General features: G+C 69.9%; 12 protein-coding genes. 8 read left to right on the forward strand and 4 right to left on the reverse strand.

Annotated elements, in window-relative coordinates; translation table 11 throughout:
* Positions 1 to 161: 161 nt before the first annotated feature.
* On the reverse strand, positions 162 to 863 hold the full coding sequence (locus GEV43_RS08790; RefSeq protein WP_160820246.1) for a hypothetical protein: 702 nt from the start codon (positions 861 to 863) through the stop codon (positions 162 to 164).
* Complete coding sequence (locus tag GEV43_RS08795; protein WP_160820247.1) at positions 860 to 1,309, reverse strand: hypothetical protein; 450 nt, start codon at positions 1,307 to 1,309, stop codon at positions 860 to 862. Before GEV43_RS08795 ends, GEV43_RS08790 begins: the two co-directional genes overlap by 4 nt.
* A gap of 948 nt (positions 1,310 to 2,257) precedes the next feature.
* On the opposite strand from GEV43_RS08795, the gene GEV43_RS08800 reads away from it, so the two are divergent.
* The 6 genes from GEV43_RS08800 (at position 2,258) to GEV43_RS08825 (ending at position 9,210) form a co-directional block, all read left to right on the forward strand.
* Entirely contained in the window at positions 2,258 to 2,491 is a 234-nt protein-coding gene (locus GEV43_RS08800; protein ID WP_160820248.1) for a hypothetical protein, read from the forward strand.
* A gap of 555 nt (positions 2,492 to 3,046) precedes the next feature.
* Positions 3,047 to 3,409, forward strand: coding sequence for an STAS domain-containing protein (locus tag GEV43_RS08805; RefSeq protein WP_160820249.1), 363 nt, complete (start codon positions 3,047 to 3,049; stop codon positions 3,407 to 3,409).
* Between the two features lie 604 nt (positions 3,410 to 4,013).
* A complete protein-coding gene (locus tag GEV43_RS08810; RefSeq protein WP_160820250.1) occupies positions 4,014 to 4,817 on the forward strand; it encodes an SAM-dependent methyltransferase in 804 nt (267 codons plus the stop codon).
* A 199-nt stretch (positions 4,818 to 5,016) separates the two neighbouring features.
* Positions 5,017 to 6,435, forward strand: a complete 1,419-nt coding sequence (locus GEV43_RS08815) for an MFS transporter (protein WP_160820251.1) — start codon at positions 5,017 to 5,019, stop codon at positions 6,433 to 6,435.
* Positions 6,436 to 7,179: 744 nt separating this feature from the next.
* Positions 7,180 to 8,223, forward strand: a complete 1,044-nt coding sequence (locus GEV43_RS08820) for a winged helix DNA-binding domain-containing protein (RefSeq protein WP_160820252.1) — start codon at positions 7,180 to 7,182, stop codon at positions 8,221 to 8,223.
* 156 nt (positions 8,224 to 8,379) lie between these two features.
* Positions 8,380 to 9,210, forward strand: coding sequence for a hypothetical protein (locus GEV43_RS08825; protein ID WP_160820253.1), 831 nt, complete (start codon positions 8,380 to 8,382; stop codon positions 9,208 to 9,210).
* 36 nt (positions 9,211 to 9,246) lie between these two features.
* Here the strand turns inward: GEV43_RS08825 and GEV43_RS08830 are convergent, their stop codons facing one another.
* On the reverse strand, positions 9,247 to 10,197 hold the full coding sequence (locus tag GEV43_RS08830; RefSeq protein ID WP_160820254.1) for a GlxA family transcriptional regulator: 951 nt from the start codon (positions 10,195 to 10,197) through the stop codon (positions 9,247 to 9,249).
* 71 nt (positions 10,198 to 10,268) lie between these two features.
* On the opposite strand from GEV43_RS08830, the gene GEV43_RS08835 reads away from it, so the two are divergent.
* Positions 10,269 to 10,598, forward strand: a complete 330-nt coding sequence (locus GEV43_RS08835) for a cupin domain-containing protein (protein WP_160820255.1) — start codon at positions 10,269 to 10,271, stop codon at positions 10,596 to 10,598.
* A gap of 87 nt (positions 10,599 to 10,685) precedes the next feature.
* Here the strand turns inward: GEV43_RS08835 and GEV43_RS08840 are convergent, their stop codons facing one another.
* Positions 10,686 to 11,327 (reverse strand): hypothetical protein, encoded by a 642-nt coding sequence (locus GEV43_RS08840; RefSeq protein ID WP_160820256.1) that lies wholly within the window; start codon positions 11,325 to 11,327, stop codon positions 10,686 to 10,688.
* 193 nt (positions 11,328 to 11,520) lie between these two features.
* Between GEV43_RS08840 and GEV43_RS08845 the strand changes: the two genes are divergently transcribed.
* Entirely contained in the window at positions 11,521 to 12,699 is a 1,179-nt protein-coding gene (locus tag GEV43_RS08845) for a cytochrome P450 (protein WP_160820257.1), read from the forward strand.
* The last annotated feature ends 72 nt before the right edge of the window (positions 12,700 to 12,771 follow it).

Here is a 12,771-nt window from a genome sequence, read left to right on the forward strand (position 1 = left end):
CGTCGAACCGACGGCCGAGGAAGGGCCTCGGGAGGCGGGATAGGGCTCGTGGCGGCGTGGGTGCGGCAGGCGGTAGGGCTTGACGTTCGGGCGGCGGCATGGGCGAGCTGGCGGGAGTGTTCGCGGACGAGATCTAGCGCGTATTGCTGGACGCGCTGGGATCAGTCGTCGTTCAGTTCCTTTCTGAGTGATGCGGCGAACTGGCTGACCGTCGTCGCCTTGGTCCAGGCGGGGCCGAAGTCTTGCAGGTCTTCGCGTCCGCCGACCAGGTGCCGTGGCGAGGAGGCACCGGTGTTCTCCTCGAAGACCAGGCTTTGCGGGTGGCCGGCGCTCAGGAGTCGGGAGCCGCTGGGGTGTCCGTCGTTGACGCCTTGGGTTTTGGGATCGTTGGGCATAAGGCGGGCGTCGCCGAAGACCATGACCGGCGTACCGCGCGGGATCGCCTTGGCGAAGCGCGCCGACGGGTCGTCCGTGCCGACGCCGCCCCACATCTCCAGGTACACCCGGCCCTGATGGACGTCGCGCGGGTCGGCTCTGATCGTGTCGGTGACGCGTACCTGCATCACGACCCGGTTGATCGGTTTGGAGTCGATGCTGAAGAAGCGGCGACCGCGGGCGAAACCTTCCACCGTTCCGGCGACGACCGCTCCATTGGTTTTCGCGGTTTCGCGGGCCAGTTTGGCGGGGGTGTCGAACCGTACATAGTTGGCCTGGGCGGTGCGCATCACCGACACGTCGAGGCGGCCGGGTGCGGCTGCTCGCCGGGAGGCGTCGTCTCCGGATGAATTGTCGTGGCCCGCGCATCCCGCAATGGCCAGGGCGGAGCAGGCGAGGGTGAGCGTAATCCGATTCATCGCGGTCATCCCGTCACCTCGTCGAACCAGGCGTTGATGTGTCCGACGTGATGAGGATTGTAGGTCCGCCATGTCACCGCCCCATTGTCGTAGACGCCGCTGATCATGCAGTCATCGGTGCCTCCGGGCGGCGATCCCTTCGAATAGTGCGACAGCCCGGCGGTGTGGCCGAGTTCATGGCACGCCGTGTGGGTGTACTCGTTCTCATCGTTGCTCGCCACCTGGTTGATGGTGGTCTGGCTGAGCACGACGTCCGCACGGTCACATTCTCCCGACGCCCACACATCGTGGCACCAGGTCTCTCCCAGAACGTTGGGATCGAGGCCGTGCTCTTCGAACACCACATCGGTACGCCCGTCATCGGCCACGAAGTCGCAGGTGGGGTCCTTCTTGACGGTGGCCTGCGTCCGTGCGCCCAGCGCGTCCTTGGTGACGGCCTCGGCGTTATCGGCCATGTTCGCCGGGATCCCCCAGTCCCCGGAGGTCCAGATGCAGTACCAGTGATACTAGCTATCAGGGTGGAGATAGACACCGTTTCGGTCCGGCCCGGCGGGCCATTGGTCGGCGGTCGAACGGCCCTGGCCGCAAACCTGAGCGGACACCAGCATTAAGGCGGCGGCCAGAAAGGCCACGAGGGCTCGCGGCCTTCGCGTGAACAATCTTGCAGTGCGCATCAGCACCCTCTCGTGAGTGATCGCGACGAGGGTCAGTGTCGAACCAGAGCCCGCCCGATACAACCGAAGTCCTGCGTTGCCGACCGCGAACGATCAACACCGAAAGTGACGACGTGGCATGGAACGGCTGCGCAGACCGGCGACCAACCCCGGGGAGCACGGAGATTAGATTTGTAATTCTTGTCCACGTGTGGTCACCGAGCTTTTATTGAGGTCATGCCGGTCGCCCGCTCAGGAGGGAGCCTCAATCGCGAGTCTTCAGGGGCGCCGCCGTCGGCTGACGGTCTATCGATTCACCGACGGGATGTCGTTCAGGATCGCAGGTGCTTTGAGGGCGGAGAGGTGTATCGGCGGGGTGTCGGCGTCGCGGGCATGTTGATCACGTCGGTGAGGGGGTCGAAGGGGGCGGTGCTACTGGGAACGCGGCGGTCAGGGTGGGAAGGGCCGTTGTGCTGTAGTGGAGCGGCGCGTTGGGTTGTCGCTGGTCTTTCTCGGCCGGGTGTGGGGGCGGGTGGTTGATGTTTGGGGCATGGACGAGGTTGGCTATTTGGTCCGGGTGGTCTTGGACGGGGCAGGGTTTCGGCATTCTCGCGCTCGTGGGCGTGATGGACGGCGTGACGATCCGTTTGACCAGCACGCTCGTTGTCGCGCCGCTCGTCGTCACGGGTCCGTGGGGGTGTGGTGGCGGTGAAGGCACCGTAGAACGCTGCCGGGAACAAGGGAGAATGGGTGTGGCGACAGCCGCTCGCAAGAGAACACCGGCCGCAAGCGCGGTGGCCGCAGCCGTTCGGGCAGCCGCCGCACGTCCACCAGGAGGCGCCGATGATGGGCTTCAGGCTCGTGCCGACACTCGCCGCCGTGTCGTTGGCGGCCGGGCTGGCGACGGGGCACGTCCGCGCGGGAGTCGCTGCGGCGGCGCTCCTGCTGCTGGTCGACTGGCTGCTCGCACGGGTGCGTAAGTGACGGGCGAGGAGCGTTCGCTCGCGGCGGTCCCCGTCGGGAGGCGGTGAGGGCGTAGCCGTCCGCCTCTCGCGGTACGCGCGTCTGGTCGCGCCGCGGTGCGTTCTGCGTCGCCGTGCGGGCCTCGCGCCGGTCCGCCGGACGGTGGTGGTGAGTGGCTCTCAGCCTGGATGCGGTCGGCTCTTCGTTGCGTCCGGCGCGGGTGGGCGGTCGAGTTCACCGTCTGGCCATGGCACCGGGACGGCTAGAGGATCCTGGGGCGGGCGGGTTGCCGGGCGGCGGTGGTCAACTCGGAACCGGGGGTGCCGGGCGGATGGCGATGCTGGTTCCCGCGTTTCTCGGCGTGCTCGCCTTTCCAAAGGTAAGTTACTTGGGGAGTACAAACGATCACAACTGGTGATAGTGGCCGGTTGTGATCACGATCGACCCTTCCGCGTCGTCCAGACCCTGCGCTGCGGAGGAAGACCGGTGCCTGGTCGGCGTTGTCCCTTCGCGTGCGGTGGGGATCTGCGGGTGCCGGTGGATCTTCCGGTTACCTGAGCAGAGGGACGTCGCTTCATGGACGGGTTGAGTCTGTCGAGCCACTACGCCGGTGACGCCTTGACCGTCACGGTGGCCGGGGATCTGGACCTGATCGCGGCCCGGCGATTGCTGAGTTGGGCCGAGGAGTCGCTGGCGCGGTTCGCCACCCCCGACGGGGAGCGCGGGGACGACGGCCGCGACGCCGGAGAACGTTTCAGTCAGCTGGTGGTCGAGGTCAGTGGCGTGGCCTTCATCGACGCGGCGGGACTTGGCGCGTTGGTGGCGTTGCAGAACCGGGCGGCGCGCCACCAGGTACAGGTGCTGCTGAAGGCGGCGCCGGCGCCGGTACAGCGACTGCTGGCGCTCACCCGCATGCAGGATCACTTCACCCTGCGCTGAATGGGTGCGTGCTCGGACGCGGCCGGTACCTACCTGCGGCCCTTGTGCCGAGTGGGTGCGATGCCTCGCGGTACGTGCAATGTCCGGCGGTACGTGCGGTGCCCCGCGGTACGTGCGGTGCTCGGCGGTACGTGCGGTGCCTGGCGGTACGTGCGATGTCCGGCGGTACGTGCCGGACGTAGTCGGTACGTGTCGCACCTGGCCGGGAGGGTGTTGCGCCTGGTCGGGTGCTTGCCGCTTCTGTGTCGGATACGTGCGGCGCCTAGTGGGGAACGTGCCGGGCCTGCTCGGGGACGTGTGACGCCTGTGTCGGGTCTGTGTGGTGCCTGGTCTGGCTTGTGCGGAAAGGGCGGGGCATGTGAGGTCGCGGGGGCTTGGTCTTCTCGCGGTCGCTTGCCTTCGCTGCTGTTCTGCATTGTGGGTCGTACGGCGGGGGGGGGACTGAGCCGGATCGGTGAGGGGCGCGGCATTTCGTTGATGAGGGCGGGTGCGTACGTCGTTGGGGAACGGCGTGTCGGCCGGTCGTGGCCAATGTCGATCGGGCGTTCTGGTCGCGTGCTGAGAATGGGGTCGGTATGACGACCACTGTGACGGAGCGGCCTTGATGGACGACGCGACTCGCCTGCCGACCGGGATCGACACCTCCGTGCCGCACCAGGCGCGGGTGTGGAACTACTTCATCGGCGGCAAGGACAACTACGAGGCCGACCAGGAGTTCGCTGAGAAAATCAAGCGGGTCTACCCCGGTTTCGAGGACGTTCCCCGGCACAGTCGCGCGTTCCTGGGACGGGCCGTTCGGTATCTCGCCGGTGAGGTCGGCATCCGGCAGTTCCTCGATATCGGCACGGGACTGCCCACGCACGACAATACTCACGAGGTCGCGCAGCGTGTCGCGCCCGAATCCAGAATCGTGTACGTCGACAACGATCCGCTGGTCCTGGTCCATGCCCGTGCGCTGCTGACCAGCACTCCGGAGGGTGCGTGCGACTATCTCGACGCCGACGTCCGGGAGCCTGAAACGATTCTGCGGCGGGCCGCCGACACGCTCGACTTCACGCAGCCCGTCGCCTTGATGGTCCTCGGGGTCCTCGGAACGATCCGGGAGGACGTCCAGGCCCGCGCGGTTCTGCGACGGCTCCTGGCCGCGCTGCCGTCCGGCAGTCATCTGGTGCTGGAGGACGGCACCAGAACCGTCCAGCCCGATGCCGCCGCCGAGGCCGAACGCGTCCGCGACGATGACGGCTACGACTACGAGCTGCGCACCCCCGAACGAATCGCGCGCTTCTTCGACGGCTTGGAACTCGTGGAACCCGGCGTGGTTTCGGTGTCGCGCTGGCGTGCCGAAGCGACGCCGTTCGGACAGCCGCCCGAAGTCGACGCGTTCTGCGGGGTCGCGCTCAAGCGCTGAACGCGTCCTTTCGGTTCCGGGGGGTTCCGCCGTTTGGGCGGCGGCAGGTGCGGCGTGCGTTCTGGTGCGTGTCTTCTATGCGATATGAGCTGTCCGGTCTGTGGATGGTGGGTGGGCCGGGCCGTGCATAGCGTCGTCGAATGCCGAACATCTACCACCGCAGTACGGAATCGTCCTTCGTCTCGACGGGACGCCGGTCATGACGGCGCCGGCGCTGTCCCGTCCGGCCGTCGGGTCCCGGTGGCCGGCGTTGATCATGCTGTGCCTGGTCCAGTTCATGCTGGTCCTGGACGACACGGTGGTGAGCGTCGCGCTGCCCAGCGTCCGGGACGACCTGGGGTTCAGCGCGGCCGGGCTGGCCTGGGTGGTCAACGCCTATTTCCTGGCCTTCGGCGGGCTGCTGTTGCTGTCCGGACGGGCGGCGGACCTGCTGGGGCGGCGGCGCGTGTTCCTCGGGGGTGTGGCGCTGTTCGGTACGGCGAGCCTGGTGTGCGGGCTCGCCCAGGAACCGTGGCAACTGGTGGCTGGGCGGTTCGTCCAGGGTGCGGGTGCCGCGATGGCCAGCCCCGCCGCGCTGTCGCTGATCACACTGCTGTTCCCGGGCACCGAGGAACGCACCAGGGCCCTGGGCATCTGGGGCGGTATCGCGGCTCTGGGCGGCACGCTCGGTCTGGTGATCTCCGGGGCGTTGACCGGGCTCACGTCCTGGCGCTGGATTTTTCTGATCAACCTGCCCGTGGCCGTTCTGGCGCTGGCGCTGCTGCCCCGACTGGTCGCCGAGAGCCGCGCCACCCGGCGGGCCCGACCGGACGTGCCGGGTGCGCTGCTCGGCACCGGTGCCGTCATGGCCCTGGTCTACGGACTGCTGGCCGCCGGGGAGTCGGGCTGGACGGGCACGGGCGTCCTCGGCCCTCTCCTGCTGGCCGCCGTGCTGGTCCTGGCGTTCATGGTCGTCGAGTCACGCACCGTTGAACCACTGGTGCCGCTGCCGTTCCTGACGTTCCGGATCCGCGCCGTCGCCAACGTCATGACCTTGCTGTTCTCCGCCGCGTTCTACGCGATGGCCTTCCTGCTAATGGTTCATTTGCAGACCGTTCTGGGCTATGGCCCGCTCACCGCCGGCGTCGCCTACCTGCCGTACGGCGCCGGGATCCTCGCCGGTATGTGGCTGTCTCCCAGGGCTGTGGCCAGGCTCGGGACGCGCCGGTTCCTCGTCCTGGCCTTCCTGGTCAGCGCGCTCGGGCTCCTGCTGCTGTCCGGAGTTGGGCCGAACGACGGGTACGCGAGCGGCGTGCTTCCGGGCATGCTCGTCACGAGCCTCGGCTGCGGCCTGAGCCTGCCCGCCCTGGCCGTCGCCGCCGTAACCGGCACCACCGGGGAGAACGCCGGGCTCGGCTCGGCCGTCTTCAGTTCCGTCCAGCAGATCGGCGGCGCCGTGGGAGTGGCGGTGCTGGTCGCCATCGCCACTCGCCGCAGCACCGCCTTGGCCGATTCCACCGACCCGGCGCACGCCGCGACGGAGGGTTTCTCGTTCGCCCTCCTGATCGCGGCCGCCCTGCTCGCCCTCGCCGCCGTCCTCATCCCCGCCCTGCTGCGCGACCGCCGTCCAGCAGGCTGAACTGGGATGAGGTGGACGGCCGACCGGCGCCGAGCTCTGCGGCTCAAGCCCGGCCGCGTTCACTGGTGGGCCTCTCGCCTACGCCGGGGCGGGCTCTCCTCCGCTCCGGTCCGTGGAGGTCCGCTCCGGTCCGTCCGATCCGTTTCGGTCCGTGGGGTCCACTCCAGTCCGTCCGGTCCGTTTCGGTCCGCTTCCGGTCGGTCCGTTTGTCGTTCGCTGCTTGGCATGGCTGGGCGCAGGGTCTCTTCCGCTCCGCTTGTCGTTCGGTGCTGCGATGGCTGGGCGCAGGGTCTCTTCCGCTCCAGTCCGCTTGACGTTCGGCGCTCGCGACGGCTGGGCGTTGGAAGACTCCGCTTCGTCTGTCGGTCGGAGCTGCGTTGGCTCGGCGCTGGAACTCCTGCTCCGCTCCGCTTGTCGTTCGGCGCTTGCCATGGCTCGGCGCTGGAGCCCTCCGCTTCGTCTGTCGGGCGGCGCTGCGTTGGCTTGGCGCTGGGGAGCTTCCGCTCCGGTCCGCTTGTTGTTCGGGGCTTGGCGTGGCTGGGTGCTGGGGCCTTAGCGTGGGCGCATGTTCGAGGCGGCGCGGTGCGTTCTGGACGAGACGGTGGAGGCGGGGCGGTGATCGCCGTCGGTCGGGGTCAGGTTCTGGCATATCGGTTGGCTGCGCACGGGCTCGGACGGGGCGGGGACGGCCAGGGCGGGGACGGTCGCAGCGGGGGTGGTCGCGGCGAGGTCGGTGGGGGTGGGGTGCTGCTGGGCACCGGGCTTCAGGATTATCCGCCGGGGCGGAGTGCGGCGCTCGCCTTGCGGCTGCGGACGGGGCGCGCGCCGGTTCCGCCGACCGTGCTGGTCCACTCGATCCGGGGGGCCATGCACCTGCACCGGGCCGGGGATCTGGCCGCGTTGGCCGCGGCGCTCCGGGTCGAGGACGGTCGCGAACTGTCTCGGCAGGCCACCGGCGCGTTCGCGGCCGAGCTCGCCGCGGACGGTGTCGCCTTCGGCGCCGCGCTGGACGAGGTCGCCGCGGCGATGCGGGAGGCGGTCTCTGACGGCCGTTCGTTGACGAAAGGGCAGCTCAGCGGTGTGGTGAGCCCTCAGGTCGGGCGGCGGTTCGTTCCCTGGTGCGCGGGTTGCGAGTGCGCCCATGTGCAGGATCTGCTGTTCCGGCTGGCCACGCTTCAGGCGGGGCTGGTCATCGAGGTGGACGGCGCGTCCTCCGGCGGGTTCCGTTACCGTCCGGCCGAGGTCGGGTCGTCTGGCGGCGTTTCCGTTGATGCGGTCGGCGGTCGTGCCGAGTTGGTCCGTGGGTTTCTCGCGGCGTTCGGCCCTGCCCGGCCGGCGCAGCTCGCGTCCTGGCTGGGCTGGACTCCGGCCGCCGCGCGCAGCGTGTGGGAATCGGTCGCCGATGAGTTGCACGCCGTTGCGATCGATGGCGACGAGTACTGGACGCACGCTGAACACCTTGAACTGCTGCGGACGGCACCGGCTGCGGAGGGCGTTCGGCTGTTGCCGCCCTACGATCCGCTCACGGAGTTGGCCGACCGTCCCTTCCTGGTGCCCGATGCGGCGCGGCGTAAAGCGGTGTGGCGGGCCGCCGCCAATCCCGGTGTCCTGCTGGTCGACGGCGAGATCGCTGGGGTTTGGCGGCAGCGGCGGGCACGCGATCTCCTGACGGTGCGGGTCGAACCGTTCGCCGCGCTGCCCGCTCGGCGCCGGCGTGCCGCCGAAACCGACGCCGCCACGATCGCTGACCACGCGGGCGCGTCCGATGTGGAGTTGGTTTTCGCGTAGGACGGGACGGCCGGGTCCCGCTGTCCGTGATGGACAGGGGGACCACCGGACGGAACGGGTGTGGGCTGTCGGGTTGCTGCACGGGTGGGTGGCCTGAGGGAGATGGGAGTCTGTTTCAGTACGGTACGCAGTCGAGCGAGTGCTATTAGTAATCGCATGTTCACTCGTCTCCGGTCGGCCACCGCGTGCGCGTTGATCACTGGTGTGCTCTGCGGCACGGTCGTCGCCTCCCCTGCCGCGGGCTCCCAGCGGTTGGCCGTTCCGTCGCCTCAGGTGTGCGCGTCCCGGCTGGCGTGCGGCAAGGACGTCATCGCGAAGATGTCCATTCCGCAGCGGCTGGAGCTCGTCCGGGCTCTGCAACGCGGCCCGGCTCAACGGTTCGAGAGGGGGTTCGCGCGGTGGAACGTGATCGAGTCCTTTCTGGAAGTGTTCATCGCTCATGGCCTGGGCGCCCCCGGCACTTGGGCGTCCTACGGCGATGCCGCCAATCTGGAGGCCCTCGTTCGTGGGCTGGCCCTGGCGTTGAAGACCGGTGGCGGCGACTACGGCAATCCCGGTGCGCGCTTGTGGGCGCGTTATCTGAACGAGTTGAAGGCCGGACGGCTCGCGGCCAAGCCCGTTCACAACGTTCTCTGGAGCAACGCCGAGCAGACCTCGGTCGACTGGGGCACGCGCCCCGACCACAATCCCGCCGCGCCGAACGCGGCGGAGTTGACTCTGTTCAGCGCGAGCCAGTTCTACAGGTTGATACTGCGCAACGAGCCCACGATCGTGCTCGTGCTGCGCACGCTCGGCCAGCCGAAGCTGACGCGTTGTTACGACTGGCTCACCGACACGACCAACCGCAAGGCCGTACGGACGGCGGGCGACCTCCTGGCCACGCTCGCCACCGAACCTGCTGACGCCGTTGCCGTCGCGGGTGCTCTCGGCCGCGTGGCGGCGTTCTATCCCGAGTGCGCGCAGGCGCCCCGCCGTTCCGACCGGTAGGCGTCCTTCGTCGAGTGCGGTCCGTTCGTGGGCGCGTTACTGGGGGCTGGCGCGGAAGGCTCGGCGGTAGGCGCCGGGGGTCGTGCCCAGGGCGTTGAGGAAGCGTCTGCGGAGGTTGGTGGCGGAGGAGAGGCCGACGCGGCGGGCGACGGCGTCCACGGGGAGGTCGGAGGTTTCGAGGAGGTCCCGGGCCGCGGTGATCCGCTGAGCGAGCAGCCATCGCCCGGGGCTGGTGCCGAGCTGGTCGGCGAAGCGGCGGGCGAGGGTGCGCGTCGAGAGGCCGGCGTGGGCCGCGAGGCTCTCGACGGTCACCGGCTCGCCGAGCCTCCGGGCCGCCCACTCCAGCAGCGGTGCGAGCGTGCCGTCGATCTGCGCGGGGTGCGGGGGCGCCGCGTACTGCGACTGCCCGCCCTCGCGGTGCGGCGGCATGACCATGGTCCGGGCGACGTGCGCGGCGTACCGGGCGCCCTGGTCGCCGCGGACCAGGTGCATGCACAGGTCGAAGCCCGCTCCGGCTCCGGCGCTGGTGGCCACGTCGCCGTGGTCCACGTAGAGGACGTCCGGATCGACCTGGAGGCGGGGGAAGCGGGCGGCGAGTTCGTCCGCCAGCGCCCAGTGCGTGGCCGCGCGCCGTCCGTCGAGCAGACCGGCGTGCGCGAGGGCGAAGGCGCCGGAGCAGATGGCGGCCACGCGCGCCCCTCGGGAGTGCGCTCGGCGCAACGCCCGGACGACCGCGGGCGACGGCGGTTCGCGTGCGGGCAGCCAGCCGGGGACGATCACGGTGTCCGCATGATCGAGCGCGTTCAGTCCGTCGGTCACGAGCATGTCGTACCCGGCGTGCGTCGCCACCGGGCCGGGGCGCTCCGTGCAGACGTTGAAGGTGTACCGCGTCGGGAGTCCCGCCCGTTCGATCCCGAAGACCTGGGCCGCGCAGGCGAGTTCGAAGGTCGACTGCGGGGGGCGGACGAGCGCCGTCACTCGGTGCATGTCAGGAAAGTACCGTTCGATGTCTTTGCTGTCTCTCGGCGGGACGGCGGTCGGCCGCCAGGCTGGGACCCGTGACCGAACAGAACACGCCGACCTGTGAATGGGCCTCCGTGAAGGACGCCCCCGTCCGCGCTCTCTTCCCGGGCATCCGCCTGCGGCCGTTGTGGAAAGGGAACGGCGGCGCGAAGGCTTATGTGCTGGAAATGGACGCGGACACCTGCTGGCAGGGAGTGGACGTCCACGAACCGGGTCCCGAAGAGGTCTTCGTGGTCTCCGGTGTTTTCAATGACGGAGAACGGGATTATCCGGCCGGCTCGTTCATCCACGCCCCCGCGGGTTCGTCGCACGTCCCGCAGACGAAGGAGGGATGCACGCTGTTCCTCTTCTATCCGGAGGGCTAGGGCGCCCATGTGCGGGGGCGTTCGCGGGGAGCCGTGTGCGCACGAACGGGGCGGCAGTGGCGGGCGGCCTTGAGGATTCGGGCCGGGTCAACCGTTGCCCAGGGTCGTCCATTCTTCGTCCGGGCTGAACGGCTCGTCGGTGCGGAGTCGTTCGCCGATTCCGCCGTTGGCCGTGGCGTCGGCGTCGGCGTCCAGGCGGTACCAGGACGGGTCGCCCGCCCACCTGACCGCGATCGACCGCCCGGAACGGCTCACGCGTATTTCGGGCTGCGGGGGTCGAACGGTCGGCGGGAGCATCGTGCGCAGCACCCGTTCGTACTCCTGCCGCTGTTTCGGACTCAGTTGGCCTGCGAGGCGAAGAAGGATCGGGCCCGCGAGGTAATGGAACTCACCGGCCGGAGAGACGAACGGCACTCTCCTGAGGACTCTGAGCACGTACTCCGATCGTTCGCGGGCGTCCTCTGCGTCGCCGAACACCTCGACCGATCCGCCGTCGTCGGCGTCCGGCGGGTCGCTCCGCTGCCGGATCCGCTCGTCGGCGAAGCTGGCTTTCGACAGGTAGCCGCTGTCGCGTCCGATCCGACCGTTGGGGTCGGTCCTCTCGTCGAAGACGACGAACGTCCGAAGCGGCAGTTCGGCACCGACGAAGGCGCGGACGATGTCGTCGGCGGTGACAGGCTCTGACGGTCCCGGAAGGACGACGGCCGAATCCTGTGCGTTCCTGGCCAAGGTCTGCTGGTCCTTTTCGCTGGGCGGTGGGCGGAGCCGGACGGTGCACATCTTCGTACGAACCCGGCCGGGGGCGCTTGACAGCGGGCTTGGAGGCGAGTGCGGTGGCCGGTTGCGGTCAGCGGGGCTCGCCCGCGGGGCGGGGCCCGCCTAGCGTCGAGGGCGGAACGTCCGGATCGCGGAGGGGTCGCCCATGACCAGGGGACGCTGGCCGTCGCACGAGGAGTTCGTCCGGGAGAGGCTGGACCTCGACCCGGGGCTGCGCAGGCTGCGGGAGGCCGCGCCGGTCAGCCGGATCACGCTGGCGGACGGCGAGGAGGCGTGGCTCGTCACCGGCTGGGAGGAGGCCAGGCGGGTCCTGTCCGAGCCGGTGTTCAGCCGGGCCGCGGCGGTCGGGGCGGCGGAGGGGAACGCGCCGACGTTCCTGATCGACATGGATCCGCCGGACCACACGCGGGTGCGGCGGCACGTCGTGCGGGCGTTCACGCACCGGCGGGTGCAGGCGATGCGGCCGAGGGTCGAGGGGGTCGCCGGGCGGCTGCTGGACGGCGTGGAGGCGCGCGGGCGGCCGGTCGACCTGGTGGAGGAGTTCGCGCTGCCGCTGCCGGTGACGGTCATCTGCGAGCTGCTCGGGGTGCCGATGGGCGACCGGCGGCGGTTCCAGCGGTGGTCGGACGCGTTCCTGTCGGTCAGCGCGTACAGCGACGACGAGGTGCGGGACGCGCAGCGCAGCCTCGACGCGTTCCTGGCGGAGCTGGTGGAGCGGCGGCGGGAGGAGCCCGAGGACGACCTGCTGTCGGCGCTCGTCCACCTGCGCGACGAGGACGGTGGACTGGACGAGCGGGAGCTGGTGCATCTCGGGGTCGGGCTGCTGATCGCCGGGTACGAGACCACCGCGACGCAGATCTCCAACTTCGCGTACGTGCTGCTCACCAGGCCCGAGCAGTGGGAACGGCTCCGGCGCGACCCCGGGCTGCTGCCGGGCGCGCTGGAGGAGCTGCTGCGGTTCGTTCCGCTGGGGTCGGAGACGGGGCTGCCGCGGGTGGCGACGCGGGACGTTCGGCTCGGCGGGGTGCTGGTCCGCGCGGGCGACACGGTGATGGCCGCGCGGACGGCGGCGAGCCGGGACGAGAAGGTCTTCGGCGACGGGGAACGGCTCGACCTCGGGCGGGAGGAGAACCCGCATCTGGCGTTCGGGTACGGGCTGCACCACTGCGTCGGCGCGCACCTGGCGCGGCTGGAGTTGCAGGTGGCGTTCAGTGCGCTGCTGCGCCGGTTCCCCGGGCTGCGGCTGGCGGTACCGGAGCCGGAGGTGCGCTGGAAGGACGGCCTGGTCGTCCGCGGCCCGGCCGCACTACCGGTGACCTGGTGACCTGGTGACCACCAGTGCGGCCGGTGACCTGGTGACCGCCGGGCCGTCAGTGATCTGGTGACCGCCGCGCCG

It is taken from the genome of Actinomadura sp. J1-007 (assembly GCF_009793335.1).
Classification (GTDB): Bacteria; Actinomycetota; Actinomycetes; order Streptosporangiales; family Streptosporangiaceae; genus Spirillospora; species Spirillospora yumaensis.